The 21,779-nt window shown below is 69.2% G+C and carries 26 protein-coding genes; 10 read left to right on the forward strand and 16 right to left on the reverse strand.

All coding sequences use genetic code 11. The annotated features are described in order from the left end of the window. Positions 1–41: 41 nt before the first annotated feature. From E8D38_RS14410 to E8D38_RS14425, 4 genes are all read left to right on the forward strand, one after another. Entirely contained in the window at positions 42–701 is a 660-nt protein-coding gene (locus E8D38_RS14410) for a MotA/TolQ/ExbB proton channel family protein (RefSeq protein WP_140631788.1), read from the forward strand. Positions 702–735: 34 nt separating this feature from the next. Then, complete coding sequence (locus E8D38_RS14415; RefSeq protein ID WP_140631790.1) at positions 736–1,239, forward strand: ExbD/TolR family protein; 504 nt, start codon at positions 736–738, stop codon at positions 1,237–1,239. Further along, complete coding sequence (locus E8D38_RS14420; RefSeq protein ID WP_140631793.1) at positions 1,236–1,730, forward strand: ExbD/TolR family protein; 495 nt, start codon at positions 1,236–1,238, stop codon at positions 1,728–1,730. Before E8D38_RS14415 ends, E8D38_RS14420 begins: the two co-directional genes overlap by 4 nt. A 106-nt stretch (positions 1,731–1,836) precedes the next feature. Next, positions 1,837–2,937 (forward strand): TonB family protein, encoded by a 1,101-nt coding sequence (locus E8D38_RS14425; protein WP_140631795.1) that lies wholly within the window; start codon positions 1,837–1,839, stop codon positions 2,935–2,937. Positions 2,938–2,973: 36 nt separating this feature from the next. Here E8D38_RS14425 and E8D38_RS14430 read toward each other — a convergent pair whose 3' ends face one another. Genes E8D38_RS14430 through E8D38_RS14440 form a run of 3 tightly spaced genes read right to left on the reverse strand, consistent with a single transcriptional unit; the run spans position 2,974 to position 5,241 of the window. Further along, positions 2,974–3,669, reverse strand: a complete 696-nt coding sequence (locus tag E8D38_RS14430; RefSeq protein WP_181179148.1) for an HAD family hydrolase — start codon at positions 3,667–3,669, stop codon at positions 2,974–2,976. A 24-nt stretch (positions 3,670–3,693) separates the two neighbouring features. After that, positions 3,694–4,353, reverse strand: coding sequence for a formylglycine-generating enzyme family protein (locus tag E8D38_RS14435; RefSeq protein WP_140631800.1), 660 nt, complete (start codon positions 4,351–4,353; stop codon positions 3,694–3,696). A 15-nt stretch (positions 4,354–4,368) separates the two neighbouring features. Continuing rightward, positions 4,369–5,241, reverse strand: coding sequence for a sulfotransferase (locus tag E8D38_RS14440; protein ID WP_181179149.1), 873 nt, complete (start codon positions 5,239–5,241; stop codon positions 4,369–4,371). A gap of 223 nt (positions 5,242–5,464) precedes the next feature. Here E8D38_RS14440 and E8D38_RS14445 point away from each other — a divergent pair, with 223 nt between their 5' ends. Genes E8D38_RS14445 through cysC form a run of 5 tightly spaced genes read left to right on the forward strand, consistent with a single transcriptional unit; the run spans position 5,465 to position 11,085 of the window. After that, a complete protein-coding gene (locus E8D38_RS14445) occupies positions 5,465–6,511 on the forward strand; it encodes an ABC transporter substrate-binding protein (RefSeq protein ID WP_181179150.1) in 1,047 nt (348 codons plus the stop codon). A 27-nt stretch (positions 6,512–6,538) separates the two neighbouring features. Next, a complete protein-coding gene (locus E8D38_RS14450; protein WP_140631806.1) occupies positions 6,539–8,017 on the forward strand; it encodes a sensor histidine kinase in 1,479 nt (492 codons plus the stop codon). Next, complete coding sequence (locus tag E8D38_RS14455; protein WP_140631808.1) at positions 7,989–8,438, forward strand: response regulator; 450 nt, start codon at positions 7,989–7,991, stop codon at positions 8,436–8,438. Before E8D38_RS14450 ends, E8D38_RS14455 begins: the two co-directional genes overlap by 29 nt. Continuing rightward, positions 8,435–10,429, forward strand: a complete 1,995-nt coding sequence (locus E8D38_RS14460) for a hybrid sensor histidine kinase/response regulator (protein ID WP_140631810.1) — start codon at positions 8,435–8,437, stop codon at positions 10,427–10,429. The genes E8D38_RS14455 and E8D38_RS14460 overlap by 4 nt, the downstream gene beginning before the upstream one ends. Next, positions 10,426–11,085 carry an adenylyl-sulfate kinase gene (gene cysC, locus E8D38_RS14465; RefSeq protein ID WP_140631812.1) on the forward strand — a complete coding sequence of 220 codons (660 nt, stop codon included), beginning with the start codon at positions 10,426–10,428 and terminating at the stop codon, positions 11,083–11,085. Before E8D38_RS14460 ends, cysC begins: the two co-directional genes overlap by 4 nt. On the opposite strand, the gene E8D38_RS14470 is transcribed toward cysC, so the two are convergent. From E8D38_RS14470 to wrbA, 3 genes are read right to left on the reverse strand one after another with little or no spacing between them, the layout of a single operon-like run. Beyond that, complete coding sequence (locus E8D38_RS14470) at positions 11,027–11,323, reverse strand: ATPase with chaperone activity (RefSeq protein WP_140631814.1); 297 nt, start codon at positions 11,321–11,323, stop codon at positions 11,027–11,029. The genes cysC and E8D38_RS14470 overlap by 59 nt on opposite strands. 12 nt (positions 11,324–11,335) lie before the next feature. Continuing rightward, positions 11,336–12,550 carry an MFS transporter gene (locus E8D38_RS14475; protein ID WP_140631817.1) on the reverse strand — a complete coding sequence of 405 codons (1,215 nt, stop codon included), beginning with the start codon at positions 12,548–12,550 and terminating at the stop codon, positions 11,336–11,338. Then, complete coding sequence (wrbA, locus tag E8D38_RS14480; RefSeq protein WP_140631819.1) at positions 12,547–13,179, reverse strand: NAD(P)H:quinone oxidoreductase; 633 nt, start codon at positions 13,177–13,179, stop codon at positions 12,547–12,549. The genes E8D38_RS14475 and wrbA overlap by 4 nt, the downstream gene beginning before the upstream one ends. Before the next feature lie 101 nt (positions 13,180–13,280). Here wrbA and E8D38_RS14485 point away from each other — a divergent pair, with 101 nt between their 5' ends. Continuing rightward, a complete protein-coding gene (locus E8D38_RS14485; RefSeq protein ID WP_140631895.1) occupies positions 13,281–14,195 on the forward strand; it encodes a LysR family transcriptional regulator in 915 nt (304 codons plus the stop codon). A 73-nt stretch (positions 14,196–14,268) separates the two neighbouring features. Here E8D38_RS14485 and E8D38_RS14490 read toward each other — a convergent pair whose 3' ends face one another. From E8D38_RS14490 to ccmA, 10 genes are read right to left on the reverse strand one after another with little or no spacing between them, the layout of a single operon-like run. Continuing rightward, positions 14,269–14,724 (reverse strand): GNAT family N-acetyltransferase, encoded by a 456-nt coding sequence (locus tag E8D38_RS14490; RefSeq protein ID WP_140631821.1) that lies wholly within the window; start codon positions 14,722–14,724, stop codon positions 14,269–14,271. A gap of 30 nt (positions 14,725–14,754) precedes the next feature. Then, complete coding sequence (locus E8D38_RS14495; RefSeq protein ID WP_140631823.1) at positions 14,755–15,855, reverse strand: tetratricopeptide repeat protein; 1,101 nt, start codon at positions 15,853–15,855, stop codon at positions 14,755–14,757. Beyond that, positions 15,852–16,346, reverse strand: coding sequence for a cytochrome c-type biogenesis protein (locus E8D38_RS14500; RefSeq protein ID WP_140631827.1), 495 nt, complete (start codon positions 16,344–16,346; stop codon positions 15,852–15,854). The genes E8D38_RS14495 and E8D38_RS14500 overlap by 4 nt, the downstream gene beginning before the upstream one ends. Then, positions 16,339–16,875, reverse strand: coding sequence for a DsbE family thiol:disulfide interchange protein (locus E8D38_RS14505; RefSeq protein WP_140631829.1), 537 nt, complete (start codon positions 16,873–16,875; stop codon positions 16,339–16,341). Before E8D38_RS14505 ends, E8D38_RS14500 begins: the two co-directional genes overlap by 8 nt. Then, positions 16,875–18,848, reverse strand: coding sequence for a heme lyase CcmF/NrfE family subunit (locus E8D38_RS14510; RefSeq protein ID WP_140631832.1), 1,974 nt, complete (start codon positions 18,846–18,848; stop codon positions 16,875–16,877). The genes E8D38_RS14505 and E8D38_RS14510 overlap by 1 nt, the downstream gene beginning before the upstream one ends. Further along, on the reverse strand, positions 18,845–19,309 hold the full coding sequence (ccmE, locus tag E8D38_RS14515; RefSeq protein WP_140631835.1) for a cytochrome c maturation protein CcmE: 465 nt from the start codon (positions 19,307–19,309) through the stop codon (positions 18,845–18,847). Before ccmE ends, E8D38_RS14510 begins: the two co-directional genes overlap by 4 nt. Continuing rightward, entirely contained in the window at positions 19,306–19,479 is a 174-nt protein-coding gene (ccmD, locus tag E8D38_RS14520) for a heme exporter protein CcmD (protein WP_140631838.1), read from the reverse strand. The genes ccmE and ccmD overlap by 4 nt, the downstream gene beginning before the upstream one ends. After that, positions 19,476–20,252 carry a heme ABC transporter permease CcmC gene (gene ccmC / locus E8D38_RS14525; protein ID WP_140631843.1) on the reverse strand — a complete coding sequence of 259 codons (777 nt, stop codon included), beginning with the start codon at positions 20,250–20,252 and terminating at the stop codon, positions 19,476–19,478. Before ccmC ends, ccmD begins: the two co-directional genes overlap by 4 nt. A gap of 33 nt (positions 20,253–20,285) precedes the next feature. After that, on the reverse strand, positions 20,286–20,954 hold the full coding sequence (ccmB, locus tag E8D38_RS14530) for a heme exporter protein CcmB (protein WP_140631848.1): 669 nt from the start codon (positions 20,952–20,954) through the stop codon (positions 20,286–20,288). Continuing rightward, positions 20,951–21,601 (reverse strand): cytochrome c biogenesis heme-transporting ATPase CcmA, encoded by a 651-nt coding sequence (ccmA, locus tag E8D38_RS14535; protein WP_140631851.1) that lies wholly within the window; start codon positions 21,599–21,601, stop codon positions 20,951–20,953. The genes ccmB and ccmA overlap by 4 nt, the downstream gene beginning before the upstream one ends. Positions 21,602–21,779 lie beyond the last annotated feature (178 nt).

Consider the following 21,779-nt stretch of genomic DNA (forward strand, 5'->3'; position numbering starts at 1 on the left):
TCTACGAGCAGACGAAAGAAAGACGTCTTAGGAGAGTGATGATGACTGCCTTCCAAACCGCCGTGAAGTTCTTCCAGGACAGCGGCCTGTTCATCTACCCCAGCATCCTGATCATGGCGCTGGGCCTGGCCATCGCGATCGAGCGCTTCATGTTCCTCAATCGCGCGCGCAGCGAGAACCGCAAGCTGTGGGCCAAGGTGCTGCCGATGCTGCAGAACGGCCGCTTCAAGGACGTGCTGGGCATCACCTCCGAGTCCGACGCCGCCATCGGCAAGATCGTCACCAACGGCCTGCTGCGCATGCAAAGCCCCGGCCGCCGCGAAGACCTCGACGCCGCGATGGAGGAGGGCATGATGGAAATCGTGCCGCGCCTCGAGAAGCGCACCCACTACATCGCCACCTTCGCCAACGTGATCACGCTGGTGGGCCTGCTGGGCACCATCATCGGCCTGATCAAGGGCTTCACCGCGGTGGCCCAGGTCAACCCGGCCGAAAAGGCCGAGCTGCTGTCGGCCTCGATCTCGATCGCGATGAACAACACCGCCTTCGCGCTGATGGTGGCCATTCCCTTCCTGCTGATCCATGCCTTCCTGCAGGCCCGCACCAGCGAGATCGTCGACGGCCTGGAAGCCGCGAAGATCAGCTTCCTGAACCTGGTGCAGCGCCTGAAGGCCGAGCAGGGCGCTCCGGCCGCGCGTTGATCCACATCCACGTCGCCTGCCGGAGGGGCCGACCATGCGTGTAAGACGTCTGCGCAAACAGGTGGCGGAGCTCGAAGTCACCGCCTTCATCAACCTCATCGTCGTGCTGGTGCCGTTCCTGCTCTCCACGGCCGTGTTCACGCGCCTGGCGGTGATGGACCTGTCGCTGCCGGCCCAGTCGTCGGGCGGCGCCGAGCAGCTGAAGGAAAACAACCTCAAGCTCGAAGTCGTGATCCGGCCCGACGCGATCGAGGTCGGTGACCGCATCGGCGGGCTGATCGAGCGCGTCCCGAACAACGACAAGGGCTACGACCTGAAGACGCTGTCCTCGATCATCCAGATGCTCAAGGGCAAGTTCCCGAACCAGACCGACGCGACCGTGCTGGCCCAGCCCAACACCTCGTACGACGTGCTGGTGCAGGTGATGGACACGGTGCGCGAGAGCCACGTGGTGCAGGGCCCGAAGGTGACCCGCACCGAGCTCTTCCCCGACATCTCCATCGGCGACGCGCCGATCAGCCAGGGCGGCAAACCATGACGCTCACACCGCTGCAGAAGCGTGCCGAGCGCAAGGCGCGCAACCACCAGGGGCTCGACATGAACCTGGTGTCGCTGATCGACATCTTCACGATCCTGATCTTCTTCCTGCTCTCCAGCGCCACCGGCGTCGAGCTGCTGCCCAGCCCCAAGGCGGTGAAGCTGCCCGAGTCGTTTGCCGACAAGAGCCCGAAGGAAACCATCATCGTGGCGGTCAATGCCGAGGAGATCATCGTCGACGGCCGCAAGGTGGCCTCGGTGGCGGAGGTGATGGCCGCCAAGGGTGACCTGATCCCGGGCCTGAAGGCCGAGCTCGACTTGTTGAACAGCACGCGCCAGGTGGTGCTCGAGAAGAACAAGGAGCAGACCAAGGCCATCACGATCATGGGCGACAAGGACATCCCCTACCAGCTGCTGCGCAAGGTCATGTACACCAGCGCACGCGCGAACTTCAGCGACGTGTCGTTTGCGGTTCGCAGGAAGGACGCATGAGGCGCCTCATGAAGCATTCAATGCACGGGCGCCTGCGGGCCGCCGCGCCGGGCCGCTCACGAGCAAGGCCCGCCCCCCCGACGTACCCGGCGAGCGGGGTGTTGCCATGACATCCCTGGCTGTGTCGTTTCGTGCGCCGGTACTGCCGTGGGCATATTCGGAAGACGACGAAAAGCGCTTCAAGCGCATCCTCAACCGCGTGCTCATCGCTGCGGTGCTGCTGTGCCTGCTGATGCTGTTGTGGCCCAGGCCGCAGGTCGACCGCGCGCAGCCGCAGGAGCTGCCGCCGCGCCTGGCCAAGCTGCTGCTCGACAAGGAGCCGCCGGCGCCGCCGCCACCCAAGCCGGTGGCGAAGCAGGAGGCGCAGCCCAAGGACGCCAAGCCCGAGCCCAGCACCAACAAGCCCGACCCGGCCAGGCCCGAGCCTCCCAAGGCGGCCGTGGCGCCCGAAGCACGGCGGCCCATCGCCGGCCTGCCGCCCGGTGAAAAGACCCTCGACAACGCGCGCCGCAAGGCCGCCGGCGTGGGCCTGCTCGCCATGAGCGACCAGCTGGCCGAGCTGCGCGGCGCGCCGGCGGCGGTGCAGCTCAAGCAGGACATCAAGCAGGGCCCCGGCGTGGGCACCGGCGTGGGTGTCGGCGTGGGCGCCGGCAAGGACCCGGGCCTGCCCGACCGTTCGCTCATCACCTCCAACGCCACCGGCGGCTCGGGCGGCATCAACACCGCCGCCTACAGCCGCAACACCGGTGGCGGCGGCCTCGCCGGCCGTGCCACCACGCTGGTCGAAGGCGTGGCCGGCGGCGGTGGCGGCGGCGGCCCGGGCGGCGGCGGCGTGCGCGGCGGCAAGGGCGACGGCACCGGCACCGGAGCGGGCGGCGGCAAGGGCGGCAACGTGCAGCGCGACGGCAGCGGCAAGGCCTCGCGTTCGCTCGAGGAGATCAAGCTGGTGTTCGAGCGCAACAAGGGTGCCATCTATGCGATCTACAACCGTGCGCTGCGCGAGGACCCCACGCTGCAGGGCAAGGTGGTGATCGCGCTCAAGATCGCGCCGGCCGGCAACGTGATCGACTGCCGCATCGTGTCGAGCGAACTGAAGTCGCCCGAACTCGAGAGCAAGCTGCTGGCGCGCATCCGCCAGTTCGACTTCGGCGCCAAGGACGTCAACCAGATGGACGTCAACTGGCCGGTGGACTTCCTGCCTTCGTGATTGGGTAGTGACTGGTGACTGGTGACTGGTGATCGGTCACTGGTCATTTCCAAAGGGAAGCACCGCCTCCAGCGAACGTATCGAGGCCCGGCCGCCTTCCCCGTGGCAACCGCCGCGGTCGAGCAGCAGGGCCTGCAGCCCGGCGTTCAGCGCGGCGTCGTAGTCCAGCAGCGGCGAGTCGCCCACCATCAGGGCGTGCCCGCTGTCCATGCCGAAGCGTCCGACCACCGAGTGGAAGGCCTGCGGCAGCGGCTTGCTGAAGCCCTGTTCCTCGCCGATGGCCACATGGTCCACCAGCTCGGCGAGACCGGTGGCCTTGAGCTTGCGCCGCTGGCCGTCCGACGGGCCGTTGGTGAGGATGGCGGTGCGGACGTCGCGCTCGCGCAGCTGAGCCAGCACCGGCAGCACGTCGTCGTACAGCAGCGGCGTGTCGTTGACCACGTCCATGAACAGCGTGTTGAGCCGGATCACCAGCTCGTCGCTGGCCACCACGCCCAGCGTGTCGAACGGCTCGCGAAAGCGCCGGGCCCGGTACTCGGCGCGGGTGAGCTTGCCCTGCTCGAACAAGGCGAACAACGCACGATCGACCGGCGGGCAGGCCTGCAGGTAGGCCTGTGCGTCGATGCCTTCCTGCTCCAGCAGCTTGCCCATCTGCGCATAGGCGGTCTGCCGCGTGGTCGCGAAGTCGATCAGCGTGTCGTCGAGGTCGAAGATGACGAGCTTCGTGGGCATGGTTCTTTCGTGCTGGTCCATCGCTCAGTTGTCCCACACCGGCCGCAGGCCGATGGTGGTGGTGCCCAGCCGCGCCCACTTGCCGCGGCGCGCGGCGATCGTGAGGTGGCTGGCGTCCTTGCTCCAGGCGCCGCCCTTGGCCACCCGCTCCATTCCCGCCGGCCCGCACGGGTCCTGGCACCACTCGCTCAGGTTGCCGGCCAGGTCGTAGAGGCCGAGTTCACTGGGCGGGAAGCGGCCCACCGGGGTGGTGCCGCCGTAGTGCTCGTCATAGTTCGCGAGCGCCTCGCTGGGCGCCGAGTCGCCCCACGGATAGGCCCGTTCCGCGCGGTTGTTCGACGCGAAGCGCTCCCATTCCTGCTCTGTGGGCAGGCGTGCACCGAGCCCGTCGCACAGCAGCTGCGCGCCGGCCCAGCTGATGCCCCAGGCCGGATGCATGTCCCAGGCCGGCGCGCAGGTCCAGCGGTCGTTCTCGAGGTCGTAGACGAGCGGCTGCCGGGGGTTGTGCACGTTGACGAAGCGGTAGGTCCACGGGCCTTCAGCCGGCACGCGCAATTCGTTGAGCAGCAGCACCGCCAGGCCGCAGGTGACCAGCGTGGAGGCCACCCGCAGCGGGCGCGGCTGGCCGTGCGGCATGAACCGCACGGCGGTGTCGAGATAGCGTTGGATGGCGTGCGGCTGCATGGTGGAGCGGGCGTCTCAGGCAGCCTGCTCGCCGCGCTGACGGGCGCCGGCATGGCCCGCGGCGTGAAGCACGTCGTCGATCACTTGCAGCTGATCGGCGCTCAGGTCGCGACGCCAGCGCTCGTCGACCGACTCGCGCGTGCGGAAGGACGAGAAGGTGCCGCCGCGGCTGACGCGCTGCCGGTCCCGCAGGAAGTCCATCTGGCGAGGGTGCGGCGCCACCCCCAGCAGCGCCGACAGCGATTCGAGGCCACGCGCCGGCTCTCGCGTCAGCGCTTCGAGATGCAGCGTCCTGTGCTCGAACAGGCCGAGCGTGCGGCGGGCGATCTCGTAGCGCACCGCGATGCTCTTGGCCGCCGTTTCGGCGGCACGCAGCTCCGGCCCGCTGTTGGCGCCCAGGCGGCTGCGGTAGCCGGGGAAGTACCGGGCGAAGGTCGCCGGCACCAGCTCGTCGTATCGCCACAGGGCGGTCAGGCTGCTTCGCAGCACCGACGAGACGATCTCGCGCGCGTCGCGCTGCAGGAACACGACCTTGAGCGTCGGCATGAAGGCCTTGAGCCATTCGAGCTTGCCGAACAGCACCGTCTCCTTGAAGCCGATGACACGCGCGGTGTTCGACTGGAGCAGGTAGGCCCTGAATTCGAAGAGGAAGTCGCGCAGGTCGGGCTTGTCGGCGATCGACGGGTGCAGGGACTGCGAGTCGAACGAGCCGGCCGGCCAGTGCGCGAGGTCGCAGCCGCGGAAGAAGCCCGTCTGCATGGACAGGGGCTCGTTGAGGCACTCGATGCCCGGGTGCGCCTGCAGCAGGTCGTTCAGGAAGTTCGAACCCGAGCGGTGATGCGCAAGCACCAGGAACGGAGCGCGGCTGTCAGGAGACGGGGCGTTCATCTCGTTTGGGGGATTCGGAGCATTCGGCGTGCCCGCCATTGCGCCCAGAGTCTGACGCATTGCCATCGGTAACCCTTACAAAGAAAGGGGTGCTGTAAGCCCTTACAGGTTTGCCGCGGCGATGCGCGCCGCTACGCTTGCCCGAAATGCTCCAAGCCCATGATGTTGTGGCGGATTCCGGACTGCGGCATAAGTGCGCGTCGTACTGCAGGAGGGGGGTGAAGTGACGGACGTTCCACCCGAGGCCGGCAACCGGCGCGGTAGTTTCCTGCGCTGGGCCGCACTGGCCGCCTTGTTGGCCGCCGTGGCGGCGGCTGCGTTCTGGTTCGCCCGATCGCCCTCGCGCTCCGGTGCTGGCGGGCCGCCCGAGAAGCTGACCATCGCGTTGTCGACCACGCCGCATGCAGCCTTGCTGCACCTGGCGCACGCCAAGGGTTTCCTTGCGCGTCATGGGCTGGACGTCACCCTCAAGCCGGTGAGTCACGGCAAGGCGGCGCTCGACCTGCTGGCCCAGGGCCAGGCCGACCTGGCCGCCGCTGCCGAAGTGCCCTTCGTGATCTCGGTGCTCAACGGCGAGCCGTTGGGCATCGCGGCCACGGTGCTCAGCGTGTCGAGCGAAATGGCCATCGTCGCGCGCCGCGATCGGGCCATCGCACAACCGGCCGACCTGCTGGGCAAGCGTGTGGGCGTGACCTTCGGCACCAGCGGCGAGTACTTCCTGTGGGCCTTCCTCACCCACTACAAGCTGGCGCCCGAGCGGGTGTCGCTGGTCGATGTGGCGCCAGGGCAGATGACCGAGCGGCTGACCGGCGGTGCCATCGACGCCGCATCGACCTGGGAGCCGCTGCGCACACGGGTGCAGGAGGCGCTGGGGCCGCAGGGACTGTCCTTCAGCGAGTCGAACGCCTACACCGTGACCCATGTCGTGGTCGGGCGCAACGACTTCCTCAAGCAGCGCTCGCAGGCCATCGAGAAGCTCGTGCGGGCCCTGCTCGAAACCGAGCGCTTCGTCAGGGACCAGCCGCAGGAGGCCCTGGCACTGGCCGCGGCCCAGCTCAAGCTCGACGTTGGCTCATTGCGGCCCGTCTGGCAGGAACTCGAGTTCCGCGTCGACCTGCGCCAGTCGCAGCTCATCACGCTTGAAGACCAGGCCCGCTGGGCCATTGCGCGCGGCTATTCGAAGAAGCAGCCGGTACCCAACTTCCTCCAGCATCTGTACCTTGGTGCGCTGCTGGCCGTGTCGCCCGAGCGGGTGACGGTGGTGCACTAGGCACCCGGGCAATCGGGCCATCCGCAGATGAAGATCAGCACCAAGGCGAAGCTTGCGAGCGCGACGGCCTTCGTATCGATCGGCCTGATCGCCGCGATGATCTGGTGGGCCAACGCCGAGATGCAGCATGCGGCGCAGCAGCGCCGGCAGGCCAGCAGCATCGTCAAGGCGCTGGACGACCTGCGGCTGGTGACCTTCGAGTTCGTGCTGCACCGGCATGAGCGGGCCCAGGTGCAGCATCGCGGCGTGTCCCAGCGGCTCGACCAGCTGCTGGCCGAGAGCACCTTCACCGACCCCGAGCCGGCCGCCACGCTGGAGGCCCTGCGCGAGCGCAGCGTGCAGACGCGCCGCATCTTCGACGAGTTCGTGGCGCCGCCGTCGGCACCCGGCGAAGCGGCGCAGGCCGAGGCGCGCCGCTTCGAGGCCCAGCTCGGCAGCCGGCTGCTGATCCTGCAGCAGGAGAGCCTGGCCGACGCGTTCCGCCTCATCGACTATTCGACCGAGCGCATCAATGCGGCGCAGACCCGCGTGGTGCTGGTCATCGCCGGCGGGCTCGCGCTGATCGCGCTCACCATGGCCGGCGTCGCCTGGTTCATCCACCGCAGCGTGCTGGTGCCGGTGCGCCGCCTCGAGCAGGCCACCCGCGAGGTGGCCTCGGGCAACTGGAACTTCAAGCTCGACAGCGGCAGCCGCGACGAGATCGGGCAGACCTCGCGCCATTTCGACGCGATGACGCAGGCACTGCGCGAATCGTTCGCGCAGATCGAGCGCAAGAACGACGAGCTCGCCGCGCTGAACAAGGAGATGGAGGCGTTCAGCTATTCGGTGTCGCACGACCTGCGCAGCCCGCTGCGCAGCATGGACGGTTTTTCCCTCGCGCTGATCGAGGACTACGGCGACAAGCTCGACGACGAGGCGAAGGACTACCTGCAGCGCATCCGCAACGCCAGCCAGCGCATGGGGCGCCTCATCGACGAGCTGCTGGGCCTGTCGCGCGTCACGCGCGCCGAGCTGTCGCTGCGGGCGGTCAACCTGAGCGCCATCGCGCGCGAGATCGCCGAGTCGCTGCAGCAGCAGCAGCCTCAGCGCAAGGTGCGCTGGCAGATCGAGGACGGCATCACGGTGCAGGCCGACAGCGCGCTGATGCACATCGCGATGCAGAACCTGCTGGAGAACGCGTGGAAGTTCACCGGCAAGACGCAAGACCCGGAAATCCGTGTCGGAACCATCGAACGCAACGGCAAAAAGGACTGCTTCGTGGCCGACAACGGCGTAGGCTTCGACATGGCCTACGCCGACCGGCTGTTCGGCGCCTTCCAGCGGCTGCATCACGAGAACGAGTTCGCGGGCACCGGCATCGGCCTGGCCATCGTGCAGCGCATCTTCCGCCGCCATGAAGGGCAGATCTGGGTGGAGGCGCAGCCGGGGCGCGGCGCCACGTTCTTCTTCAACCTGAAGGACTCAGGGGAATCGAACCATGAACGACAAGGACATCCTGCTCGTTGAAGACAACCCCGACGACGCCGCGCTGACGCTGCGCGCGTTCAAGCGCAGTCATGTGATGAATTCCATCCATCTGGTGCGCGACGGCATCGAGGCACTGGACTTCCTGTTCGGCCGGGGCGAGTATGCGTCGCGTGAATCCGGCGCCTTGCCGACGCTCGTGATCCTCGACCTGAAGCTGCCCAAGCTCGACGGCCTGGGCGTGCTGCGCGCGATACGTGCGCACGAACGCACCAAGCTGCTGCCGGTCGTGATCCTCACGTCGTCCAAGGAAGAGCAGGACCTCATCTCCGGCTATTCGCTGGGCGCCAACAGCTACGTGCGCAAGCCGGTGGACTTTGCCGAATTCGTGGAGGCGGTGAAGGTGCTGGGCATCTACTGGCTGATGATGAACCAATCCCCGCCGGAGAGACCGTCGCCGTGAGCAAACCGATCCGTGTGCTCATCGTCGAGGACTCCGAGGACGACGCGAAGCTGGCCGTCCGGATGCTGCGTGCCGGTGGCTTCGACACCAGCTACCGGCGCGTGCAGGACGTCGATTCGCTGCGCAGCGCCTTCGAGACCGAGCGCTGGGATGCCGTGCTGTCGGACTTCAGGCTGCCGGGCTTCAGCGGCGTCGATGCGCTCGAGATCTTCCGGCAGACCGGCCTGGACATCCCGTTCATCTTCTGCTCGGGCACGATCGGCGAGGAGATCGCGGTCGGCGCCATGAAGGCCGGCGCCAGCGACTACGTCATGAAGAGCAATCTGGCGCGGCTGGCGCCGGTGCTCGAACGCGAGCTGGCGCAGGCGGCCATACGCGCCGAGCACCGCCAGGGGCAGATCGACCTCGAGGTCTCGCGCGACCGCTACATGGACCTCTACGACTTCGCGCCGGTGGGCTACCTCACCCTGTCGGCCGAGGGCCTGATCGAGCAGGTCAACCTCACCGGCGCCGACCTGCTGGGCGAGCGGCGCGAGCAGCTCACCGGCAGCCGCTTCGCCACCTTCGTGCGGCCGGCGGACGTGGAGCGCTGGTACCACCACTTCCTGCAGGCGCTGCACCACAGCGGCCGGCAGCGGCTGGAGCTGGTGCTGGTGAAGGCCGGCGGCGCGACCTTCCATGCGCAGCTCGACTGCATGCGGGTCGACAGCGGCGCGCCGATGGTGCGGGTGGCCATCATCGACATCAACGACCGCAAGGAGGCCGAGGCGGAGGTCCGCCGCTTCGAAGCGCAGCTGCGCGAGGTGCAGAAGATGGAATCGCTCGGCACCCTGGCCGGCGGCATTGCGCACGACTTCAACAACATCCTGGGTGCCGTGCTGGGCAACGTGACGCTGGCGCGCGAGGAGCTGGGCCGCAACCACCCGGCGCAGGCCAGCCTGGGCGAGATCTACAAGGCGAGCCTGCGGGCCCGCAACCTGGTGCGGCAGATCCTCACCTTCAGCCGCCGCGAGCCGCAGCAGCTGGTCACGCAGCCGCTGCACCCGGTGCTCGAGGAAACCCACAAGCTGCTGCGCGCCACGCTGCCGGCCAGCGTTCACCTCGAGGTGCTCATGCCCGAGAAGCCGCTGCATGTGCATGCCGACGCCAACCAGATGCAGCAGGTGCTGATGAACCTGTGCACCAACGCCTGGCATGCGCTGGGAGACGGCGCGAACCGCATCAGCATGGGCCTCGATGCCGTGCAGCTCGACGAGGTGGCCGCCCACCGCGTCGGCGCCCTGCCGGGCGGCAGCTATGCGCACGTGTGGGTGCGCGACACCGGCTGCGGTATGGACGAGGCGACCCGCCAGCGCATCTTCGAACCGTTCTTCACCACCAAGCCGGTGGGGCAGGGCACCGGGCTCGGCCTGTCGGTCGTGCACGGCATCGTGGCTTCGCACCATGGCGGCATCGCCGTCGAGAGCGAGCCGGGCCTGGGCAGCACCTTTCACCTGTACTTTCCGTTGGTGGAGGCTGCGCAAGCCGCGGCCCAGCCGCAGGGCGCGGAGGCGCCCGCTGCGGTGGCGGCGTCCGCACTGGCCACCCGTGCGAAGGGCGGCCATGGCGAGCACGTGCTGTACGTCGACGACGACGAGACCATGCTGCTGATGGTGCAGCGCCTGCTCGAGCGCGGCGGCTACCGCGTGAGCAGCTTCCAGAGCGCCAAGGCCGCGCTGGCCGCGGTGCGCAGCCGGCCGAACGAATTCGATTTCGTCGTGACCGACTTCAACATGCCGGAGCTTTCCGGCCTCGAGGTGGCGCGCGCCCTGCAGCGCATCCAGCCGCGTCTGCCGGTGGTGCTGAGCTCGGGCTACATCACCGAGGAGCTGCGGGCGCAGGCGCAACTGGCCGGCGTGCGCAGCCTGCTCGAAAAGCAGAACACCTTCCAGGAGCTGTGCGGCATGGTGGAGCTGATCCTCGCCAACAAGAACGCGGGTAGCAGCGCGTGAGCCGCCACCTGCGCATCGACCGCCACCAGCGCGAGGCGCTGAACGGCCACCGCGGCGGGGTGATCTACCTCACCGGCCTCTCGGGCGCCGGCAAGACCACCCTGGCGATGCTGCTGGAGCGGCGCCTGCACGAGCTGGGCATGCACACCTACCTGCTCGACGGCGACGAACTGCGCCGCGGCATCTGCGGCGGCCTCGGCTTTTCGGACGCCGACCGCATCGAGAACATGCGCCGTGCCGTCGAGATCGCGCGGCTGATGGTCGATGCGGGGCTGCTCACCATCGTTGCGCTGATCTCGCCCTTCCGGGCCGAGCGCGAGGCCGGCCGCGCCAAGTTCGCCGCCGGCGAATACATGGAAGTGTTCGTCGACGCGCCGCTGGAGGTGTGCGAGGCGCGCGACCCCAAGGGGCTCTACAAGAAGGCCCGCTCGGGCGAGATCGCCGGCTTCACCGGCATCGATTCGCCCTACGAGGCGCCGCTGGCTCCGGACTTGCGGGTCGATTCCTTGCTGCTCACCCCGCAGGAGGCTGCCGGGGCGCTGCTGGCCCGCATGGGGGAGCTCGGGTTCATCGAGCCGGCCGGGCAGGCGAGCGGCTTCACCAGTCCATCAGCTCGGCCAGCCGCCGCACCACCCACTGCGCCTCCGCCTCGGTGAGTCCCGAAGAGGGCTCCCGCAGGCCGGCATGCATCCGCTCCAGCACGTCGCGCTCGGCGATGCCCAGCTGCCATTGCAGCGTGCCCGCCTGTTCCGTGAGCGCCGTGGCGAGGTCTTCGCACATCTCGTAGCGCTGCGCGATCTGCTCGCGCGGGGCGTTGGGCTTGATGCGGCCCGGCTCGATGAAGAGCTCGATGAACGAGGGCGGGACGACGATCTGGTTGATTTCTTCGGACATGGCGGGGCATTTTCAACCACCACCCGTCTGGCCCGCGGTGTCTCGGCGCCCGAAACAGACGACCAGCGCGCAGGCCGTCACGACGAAGGCGATGACGAGCGGGCCGATGGCCTGCCATCCGAAGGCCGCAGCCAGTTCGCCGGCCGCCGCCGGCCCGACGATGAGTCCCACGCTGTTGCCCTGCATCGCGAAGCCGACCGTCGCGCCCACCAGGTCGGTACGTGGTGCGAAGCGCCGCACGCTGTCGAGGATGACCACCGGGATCGTCCCGCTGGCGAGCGACAGCACGATGGCTGCCGGCACGACGCCGCCGGCGGCCGTTGCCGGGTGGAACATCGCGACGCCGCAGGCTGCCGTCACGCCGAATGAGGCGAACAGCAGGTGCGCGGGCCGCATGCCGCGCACCAGCAGCTGGCCGCCCAGCAGGTTGCCGGCGGCGCTGGCGGCCACCGCCAGCGCACTCAGCATCGAGGCGCTGTCGGGCGCGACCTGCAAGCGCCCGGCCAGGTAGGTCGGCAGGAAGCTGAACGCGGCAAAGTAGGCCGCCGAGAAGGCGGCGAACAGCCCGCCCAGGATCCACGGTCCGGCTGCAGCGGCAGCGGCGGCCACGTCGCGCAGGATGGCCGGCGAAGACTGCGCCTTGGCGAGCCGGATGCCGCGCGTGCCCCAGGCCAGCAGGCTCGCGTATCCCGCCAGCAGCACCGCATTGACGAGCCAGAAGCCCCGCCAGCCGATCTCGCCCAGCAGCGGCGCTGCCAGCATCACCAGCGTCATGCCCACCGGCATGAAGGTGGCCCACAGCGCCATGGCCCGCTCGCGCACCTCGGATGGCGCCGCCGCGGCGATGAGCGCCGGCGCCGCCACCGTGACTCCCACGAACCCGAGGCCTTCGACGACCCGCGTGGCCAGCACGGCCGCCGGTGCGGTGGCCCCGGCACCGATCGCCGCGCCGGCGGCCAGGACGATCATCGAGGCCAGCGCCACCCGGCGCGCCCCGAGGCGGTCCGCGAGCAGCCCGACAGGCGCACCTGCCAGGGCACCGACGACCGCGAACGCCGACATCAGCCACGATGCCGCGGACAGGCCGAGCCCGAGATCACGTTGCATCTCGGCCATGGCCATGGGCACCTTGCCGACCTGGAAGGCGGCGACCACCCCCGCGCCCACGAACAGCAGCACCATGGGCCACGGCCGCCTCGCAGCCACCGCTGCCGGCAAGGCGGTCATTGCGCCGGCCCGCCGTCGCGCGCATGGCCGGCCAGCGCGGCGGCGATGCGGGCCACGTGGCTGCCCTGGAAGCGTGCGCCCTCGAGGTCGGCGGCCAGCGGCTGGCGGTCGCCGCCATGGCCGTCGTCGGCCATGGTCGAGGCGCCATAGGGCGAGCCTCCGGTGATCTGGTCCATGCGCAGCTGGCCCTTGAAGCTGTAGGGCAGCCCCACCACCACCATGCCCAGGTGCAGCAGCACCACATGGGTGGTGAGGATGGTGGCCTCCTGGCCGCCATGCTGGGTGGCGGTCGAAGTGAAGACGCTGCCGACCTTGCCGACCAGTGCGTCCTTCGCCCAGAGCCCGCCGGCCTGGTCGAGGAAGTTCTTCATCTGGCTGGCCATCGTCCCGAAGCGGGTGGGCGTGCCGATGATGATGGCGTCGTAGCCCGGCAGTTCATCCACCGCGGCCACCGGTGCCGCCTGGTCGAGCTTGTAGCCGGCGCGCTGCGCCACATCGGGCGGGACGAGCTCCGGCACCCGCTTCACGACCGCCTCGGCATGCGCCTCGCGTGCGCCTTGCGCGACGGCGTTGGCCATCTGCTCGATGTGACCGTAGGACGAGTAATAGAGGACGAGGACCTTTGCCATGGGAAATGAACGTCGGTGATTGCGATGGCGCGCAGTGTGAGGAACGCGACTGATCGGCGGAAGTCTCAAAATCTCGTTCGAACTGATCGATGGAGCAGATCGTGTTGGAGAGCGTGACGCTGGACCAGATGCGCGTGTTCGTGGCCATCGCGGAAGAGGGCAGCTTCCGCAAGGGCGCGGCCCGCGTGAGGCGCGCGCAGTCCGCGGTGAGCCATGCGGTTGCCAACCTCGAGCTGCAGCTGGGGGTGCGCCTGTTCGACCGGTCGACGCACCGCCCGGTCCTGACCACGGCCGGGCGTGCGCTGCTGGAAGACGCGCGTGGCGTGCTGCTCAAGGTCGATGTGCTGAGGGCGCGGGCGCGCGGCTTCGAGCAGGGGCTGGAGACAGAGCTGTCGATGGTGGTCGACACGCTGTTCCCCCTGCCGGTCGTGGCCGCGGCTTTCAAGACCCTGCGCGAGGCCTATCCCACGGTGCGGTTGCGCCTGTCGGTGGAGCCGCTGGGCGGCCCGCCGGCGGCGCTGCGCGACCGGCGCTGCACGCTGGCCGTCATGGCGGGCGAGGACTTCATCGATCCGCGCATCGAGCGCGAGCGGCTGCTGTCGTTCGCGCTGGTGGCGGTGGCCGCTGCCTCACACCCGCTGGCGCGCAGCGCGGCTCGCGGTGCCTCGGTCACGGCTTCCGAACTGGCGGAGCAGGTGCAGGTCGTCCTGGAGGACCCGACCGATCTCTCCGAAGGCCGCGACTTCGGCGTGTTGTCGCCGCAGACGCTGCGAGTCGGCACCCAGGATGCAAAGCGGGCGCTGATCCTGGCGGGGGTGGGCTGGGGACGGCTGCCGCGCTGGAGCATCGAGGCGGAGCTCGATGCCGGTGCCCTGGTGCCCTTGCCGACCGCGAACTGGGGCCCCGGCGGAGAGAAGGTGACGGACGCCTACCTCGCCTGGCGGCTCGACCAGTCCCTGGGCATCGCGGCGCTGCACCTGCGCGACCTGCTGCGCAGCGCCAGCGCCCCGCGCTAGGCTCAGCGGTCGAACAAGCTGGAGCTCCCTCGCGGAGGGGGGTGGAGGGAGCCGTGCGTCAAGCCGCAGCCTCCTAGCCGCCGTCGACCACCAGGCCGCGCTCCAGCGCCAGCGCCTGGTTCTCGAAGATGGCCATCGCGGTGGCCATGCGCTTGAAGCCCTGCTTCAGGTAGAAGGACTCGGTACCCGGCCTGGCGTACAGGATGATCTTCTTGTGCCCGGCCGACAGCTCGACCAGCCGCGCCACGATGGCGCGGCCCAGGCCCAGGCCCTGTTGCGACGGGTGCACCGCCACGTCGCAGAGGTAGGAGCAATCCACGCCGTCGGCGACCGCCCGCCCGGCACCCACCAGCTGACCCCGGGCATCACGCACCAGGCAGCGGAACATGCTGTTGCCGAAGGCCACCTTCAGCGCTGCGGGCTTCTTGTCGCCCAGCGGGGCCACGCGGTAGAGCGCAGAGAGCTCGTCCCAGTCGAGGTCTTGCAGGGAGTCGCTCCAGGTGAGTGACGAAGAAGCCGGCGTGTCCATCACTTCAGCGCTCCATTGCAAGTGTTCGGGTCACCTGGCGATGACTTCGCCGATCTCGACCTGCAGGCCCGAGGCGCCCAGGTCCACCGGGCCCACGCTGCCTTGCAGGTCGCCCGCCTGTGCCATCGCATTGCCCGACTTCGAGATGCGCGCGCCCACCACCACGCGCGGCGTGGACGACAGCCTGGCCGCGGGCGACATCGCAAGGCTGTCGTCGAGCGTGAACTCGAACGGCAGGTCGCGCACCTGCTTGCGCAGGATGGCCAGAGGCATGCGCGGCGCGCCTTCTCCGGCGGCCCGCGCGAACACGAACACCGTGTCGTCGGGCGAGGCCTTCGAGGCAAGTGCCGGCGCGAGGCTCACCTTGCCGGAAACGCGGCCGGCGCCGGCGGCCGGCTTGCCGGCCTGGGCCGTCTGCGGCTGGCTGGCGGGGCCGGCGGCGCCCAGGTTGCCGAGTTGCCGGGCCTGCGCCACGCCGTCGCGCAGCAGCGGCGCGAACGGATGGTCGGCAGGCGCTGCCTGCAGCGCCTTTTCCCAGGCGACGACGGCTGCGCCATATTCCTTGCGATTGAAGGCGGCGGTACCGGCCAGTGCCAGCGCCTTGAGGTGGTTGGGGTCGGCCTTGAGCGCGCGCATGACCAGCCCTGCAGGCTCGCCTTCGAGTCCGCCGGTCTTGGATGCGAGCAGGTCGGCGTAGTCGGCCAGCAGGTCGGGGTTGTCGGGCTGCGCGGCCAGCGCCTTCTTGAAGGCGTCTTCGGCTTCGGCATGGCGGCCCAGCGACACGTACGAACGGGCGAGCAGGCTCCAGCCGGCCACGTCGTCCGGCTTTTCCTGCAGGTGCTTCGCCAGCTTCGCGAGCATGGCGTCGATCTGCTCGGGCGTGGGCCGCTGCTGCGCTTCGCGTGCCGATTCGGGCGTGAGGGCCACATGCTCGGGGGCGCCGAGCCAGGCATAGCCGCCCGCAGTGACGGCCAGCATCAGCACGGCCAGCGATGCCAGCAGCGACTTCGACGGCTTGTGGGCGGCCTCGCTGCCCTCGGCAGCGGCGGCGCGCCACCACCACACCCGACGCGTCAGCAGCGCCAGGGCCAGCAGGCCCAGCAGCGCGGCCAGCAAGATGAAGAGGGTCATGAACTCGAACCTTGTCGTGCGGGGGTGTCGTTGTCGGTCTTGCCGGCGGTGGCGTCGTCGTCTTCGTCCGGCTCGAACGCGTCGTCAGCCAGGCGGGCGCGGCGGCGCAGCACGATCACGAGCGTGAGCACGCCTCCCAGGAGCAGCAGCGCCGGGCCGGCCCACAGCAGCGCGGTCGTGCCCTTGACCGGCGGGCGGTACAGCACGAAGTCGCCGTAGCGGTCGGTCATGTACTTGAGGATCTGCTCGTTGCTGTCGCCGCGCCGGAGCATGACGCGGATCTCGCGGCGCAGGTCGTTGGCGAGGTCGGCGCTGGAGGCGGCAATGGTCTCGTTCTGGCAGACCAGGCAGCGCAGCTCGCTGGTGATCTCGATCAGCCGCGCCTCGAGCACCGGGTCCTCGGCGGCGGGGGCGGCTTCCTTGCCGGTGGCGCAAAGCGCCGCGCCGGCCAGCAGGGCGGCGAGCCACAGCTTGCGCAAGTGCTCAGCCATTCGAGAGCTCCTTGAGCAGCGGCTCGATGCGCCTGGTGATCACCTCGGGCGTGAGTGGCCCGATGTGCTTGAAGCGGATGACCCCCGCCTTGTCGATGACGAAGGTTTCGGGCGCACCGTACACGCCGAAGTCGATGCCCAGGCGGCCGTCCTGGTCGAACAGCGACGCGTCGTACGGGTTGCCGTGGCGCTTGAGCCAGGCCTGGCCGTTGGGCCGCGTGTCCTTGTAGTTGAGCCCGATCAGCGGCACCTGCTTGATGCGGGCGTACTGCATCAGCAGCGGGTGCTCGATCTGGCAGGCCGCACACCAGGAGGCCCACACGTTCAGGATCCACGGCTTGCCCAGCAGGTCGGCGCGGGCGATGGAGCGGTTTTCGTCGTGCAGCAGCGCGAGCTTGAATTCGGGCGCCGGCTTGCCGATGAGCGGCGAGGGCACCTCGCGCGGGTCGAGGTTCAGGCCGGCGGCCAGGAAACCCGCCAGGGCGACGAACACCACCAGCGGAACGATGAACTTCAGCTTGCCTTTCATCACGCGCGCGCTCCTGCCATGCCGGTGCTGGTGGCCGTCTCGCGCTCGCGGGCGCGCAGGCGCCGGTCGCTGGCGGCCAGCGCGCCGCCCAGGGCCATCAGCACGCAGCCGCCCCAGATCCAGCTGACGAAGGGCTTGTAGTACACCCGCACGATCCAGGCGTCGCCCTCCACCGCTTCACCGAGCGAGACGTACAGGTCGCGCGCGATGCCGTTGTCGATGGCGGCTTCGGTCATGGGGTTCTGCTGCACACGGTAGATGCGCTTCTCGGGGAACATCTGCGTCACCGGCTTGCCGTTCTTCGACACGTCGACGATGCCCTGCGCAGCGGTGTAGTTGGGGCCTTCGACCTGGCGCACGCCGCCGAAGGTGAAGGTGTGGCCGGCCACCGTGGTGGTGTCGCCCACCGCCATCTTCACGTCGCGCTCGACCTGGTAGGTGTTGACCATGCTCACGCCGAAGGCGAACACGGCCACGCCCACGTGCGCGAGCCACATGCCCCACAGCGCGCGCGGCACGAGCCTCAGGCGCGAAAGCGCGAGGCCGGCGGGGCTGCGCAGCCGCTCCAGCAGGTCGACCGCGATGGAGGCGACGATCCAGTAGCTCATCAGGAAGCCCAGCGTGGCCAGCGCCGAGATGTGCCCGGCCAGCCAGCTGGTCAGCACAGCCGCGACGACCGCCGCTGCGGCGGCCCAGCGCAGCCGGGTGGCCAGGTCGGCGATGGAGGCTTCCTTCCAGCGGGCCAGCTGGCCCACGCCGAGCAGGAACACGACCGGCACCATCAGCGGGAAGAACACCGTGTCGAAGTAGGGCGGGCCGACCGAGATCTTGCCCAGGCCCAGCGCATCGAGCGCCAGCGGGTACAGGGTGCCCAGCAGCACCGAGGCGGTGGCCACCACGAACAGCACGTTGTTGCCCAGCAGCATCGACTCGCGCGACACCGTGGCGAAGCGCGCGCCGAGGCCGACCTTGGGTGCGCGCCACGCATACAGCGACAGCGAGCCGCCCACCACCACCACCAGGAAGGCCAGGATGAACAGGCCGCGCCGCGGGTCGGTGGCGAAGGCATGCACCGACGACAGCACGCCCGAACGCACGAGGAAGGTGCCCAGCAGCGACAGCGAAAACGCCAGGATCGCCAGCAGCACCGTCCACGACTTGAAGGCGCCGCGCTTTTCGGTCACGGCCAGCGAATGGATCAGCGCGGTGCCGCACAGCCACGGCATGAAGGAAGCGTTTTCCACCGGGTCCCAGAACCACCAGCCGCCCCAGCCCAGCTCGTAGTAGGCCCACCAGCTGCCCAGCGCGATGCCGATGGTCAGGAAACACCAGGCGGCGGTGGTCCATGGCCGTGCCCAGCGCGCCCATTGCGTGTCGAGCTGGCCGCCCATCAGTGCCGCGATGGCGAACGCGAATGCCACCGAAAAGCCCACGTAGCCCATGTAGAGCATCGGCGGGTGGAACACCATGCCCGGGTCCTGCAGCAGCGGATTGAGGTCGTTGCCGTCTGCCGGCACCGGGAACAGGCGGTCGAAGGGGTTGGAGGTGATGAGCATGAAGAGCAGGAAGCCCATGCTCACCAGGCCCATCACGCCGAGCACGCGCGCCACCATGGCCTGGCTCAGGTGCCGGCTGAACTGCCCGGCCGCGAGCATCCAGCTCGCCAGCATGAGCAGCCACAGCAGCAGCGAGCCTTCATGGCCGCCCCACACGCCTGCGATGCGATAGGCCAGCGGCAGCTCGCTGTTGGAGTTGCTCGCCACGTACTGCACCGAGAAGTCGTTCTGCACGAACGAAGTGGTGAGCAGCGCATAGGCCGCCACGATGAGCACGAAGTGGGCCTGCGCCGCCGGCCGTGCGAGGGCCATCCAGTCGCCGCGCCCGCGCGAGGCGCCGATGATGGGCAGCGTGCCCAGCACCAGCGCCACCGCCAGCGCCAGCAGCAGGGCCACCTGGCCGAGTTCGGGAATCATGGCTTGGCCTCCATCACCACCGTGCCGGCGGCCTTCTTGTTGACGGCCTCGCCGTGCTTGAGCGCTTCGGCCGCCTCGGGCGGCATGTAGTTCTCGTCGTGCTTGGCGAGCACCTCGCGGGCGACGAACACGCCGTCCGGCCCGAGCTGGCCCTGGGCCACCACGCCCTTGCCTTCCTTGAAGAGGTCGGGAAGGATGCCGCTGTACTTCACCGGCACGGTGTTGGCCATGTCGGTGACCACGAAGCTCACGTCCACTCCGGCACGCTTGACACTGCCGGCCTCGACCATGCCGCCGATGCGGAAGGTGCGGTTGGTCGGTGCCTCCTTCGCGGCCACCTGCGAGGGCGAATAGAAGAACACCAGGTTGCTCTGGAAGGCATTGAGCACCAGCGCGGTGGCGGCGCCCACGGCGACGAGGATGCCGCCGATGAGGGCCAGGCGCTTGCGTCGCGGCGTCATGAGCGGTCCTCCTCGATCACGTCCTGCGCATGTTCGGCGGCCTTGCGGCGCCGCTGCGCGGCCAGCACCGGCTCGGCCAGCATCAGCACCAGCGTGACGGCATAGGAGCCCCACACGTAGAGGCCGTAGCCCCCCATGTGAAAGAACTCGGAGGCACTGTTCCAGATCATTTCGTTTCCTTCCCGCGGGCCAGCAGCTCGCGCACCCAGTCGCTGCCGGCTTCGCGTTCGAGCACCTCGGCGCGGGCGCGCGAGAACGCGATCGCGAAGGTGTAGGCCCAGAACGAGAAGGTCATCAGCAGCATGGCGGTCAGCATGGTGCTGGCCATCTTGGGCGCGGCCGTCATGCTGATGGTGGCGCCCTGGTGGAGGGTGTTCCACCAGCGCACCGAGAAATAGATGATGGGGATGTTGACCACCCCCACGAGTGCCAGCAGCGCGCCGGCCTTGTCGCCGCGGCGCAGGTCGTCGATGGAGGCGACCAGCGCGATGAAGCCCAGGTAGAGGAACAGCAGGATCAGCTCCGAGGTGAGCCGCGCGTCCCACACCCACCAGGTGCCCCAGGTGGGCTTGCCCCACAGCGCGCCGGTCCACAGCGCGACGAAGGTGAACATCGCGCCGGTGGGGGCGAGCGCGCGGGCGAACATCGAGGCCATGCGGGCGTTGAGCAGCCAGCCGACGGCGGCCCAGAAGGCCATCGCGAGGTAGACGACCATCGACATCCAGGCCGCCGGCACGTGGATGAAGATGATGCGGTAGGAGTCGCCCTGGGTCGCGTCGGTGGGTGCCACGAAAAAGCCGATGTACAGGCCGGCTGCCGCCAGTGCTGCCGCCACCGCCCAGCACCACGGCTCGAGCGCCCGCGCCAGCGCATAGAAGCGCGACGGCGCGGCAAAGGTGCTCCAGCGCAGGCGTTGCGGCGCGGCGCGCGAGGCGCCTGTCATCGTCGGCCCTTGTTCAGGGGTCATCACGTCAAGTCACTCCAGCGAAATTCTCAAGGCCGCCGCCGTGGCCGGCGGCGCCAGCAGCAGGCAGCCGATCAGCAGGGCGCCCAGCAGCGAATAATGCCCCGAAGGCGACAGCCCGCTTTCCACCGCGCCGGGCGCCCCGGTGCCGAAGATCAGCGCCGGGATCGCCAGCGGCAGCACGATCAGCACGATCAGCATGCCCGCGCTGCGCAGGCCCAGCGTGAGCGCCGCGCCGACCCCGCCCAGCAGGCTCAGCACCGGCGTGCCCAGCAGCAGCGTCACGAACAGGGCGGCCAGCGTGTCGGGCTGCATGCCGAACAGCAGGCCGAACAGCGGCGCGGCCGCCAGCAGCGGTGCGCCGCTCACCGTCCAGTGCGCACAGGCCTTGGCGGCTGCCACCACCACCGCGGATTCTCCCGACAGCAGCAGCTGTTCCAGCGACCCATCGGCATGGTCGGCCGCATACAGCTGATTGACGGACAGCATCGCCGCCAGCAGCGCGCACACCCACACCACCCCAGGTGCGATCTGCCGCAGCATCTCCGGTTCCGGCCCGACGCCCAGCGGGAACAGGCTGGCCGCGACCACGAAAAACGCCACCGGCAGCAAAGCCTCGACACGCCGGCGCATTGCCAGGCGCAGGTCGCGCAGATAGATCGCCAGGAAGAAGCGGGTCATCGCCGTTGCGGTTGCGAAACGTGCTGGTCGAGGTGGAATTCGGTCGGCGCAAGGCTGTGTTCCAGCGGCAGGTGGCTGGTGAACAGCACACTGCCGCCGCGCGACTGGTGGTTCACCAGCAGCTCGGCAAGCCGCCCCGTGCCTTCGACGTCGAGCGCATCGAAAGGTTCGTCGAGCACCCACAGGCCCGGGCGATCCTCGAGCGCCAGCCGCGCCAGCGCCACGCGGCGGTGCTGGCCTTGCGACAGGGTGCGCACCGGCGCGCGGCGGCGGCTCCTGAGGCCGAAGGTGTCGAGCGCCTGCTCCAGGCGGGCCGCGCCGTCGTCGCGACCGTGGATGCGTGCCAGGAAGGCGAGCGATTCCGTCACCGTGAGGTCTTCCTTCAGCGCGTTGGCATGGCCGATGTAGACCAGCTCGTCGCGGTAGCGCGTGCTCCCGCGGATGGGTTCGCCGCCCCACAGCACCTCGCCGCGCTCCGGCTGCGACAGGCCGGTCACCAGCCGCAGCAGGCTGGTCTTGCCGCTGCCGTTGCGCCCGCGCAGCCACGCCAGGCGCCCCGCAGGGACTTCGAGCTGGACCCCTTCGAACAGCAGGCGGTCGCCGCGCCGGCAGGCAAGGTCGAGCAGTTGCAGGGTCGGCAGGGGCATCGCGAGGGGGGATTCAAGCCAGCCGGCGAGTATAGGTTTTGCCCCTGCTGCCCCCGGGACTCGGGCGTCCCCGTGCGCATCAGTTTTGATCCAGCGTCAAAGATCCCCGGGGCAAACCCCCATGGGCCACGGCGATCGCTTGCCTACATTGCTTGTATGCAAGCTTGTGGGCAAACTC

The organism is Methylibium rhizosphaerae, from assembly GCF_006386545.1.
Classification (GTDB): Bacteria; Pseudomonadota; Gammaproteobacteria; order Burkholderiales; family Burkholderiaceae_C; genus Pseudorivibacter; species Pseudorivibacter rhizosphaerae.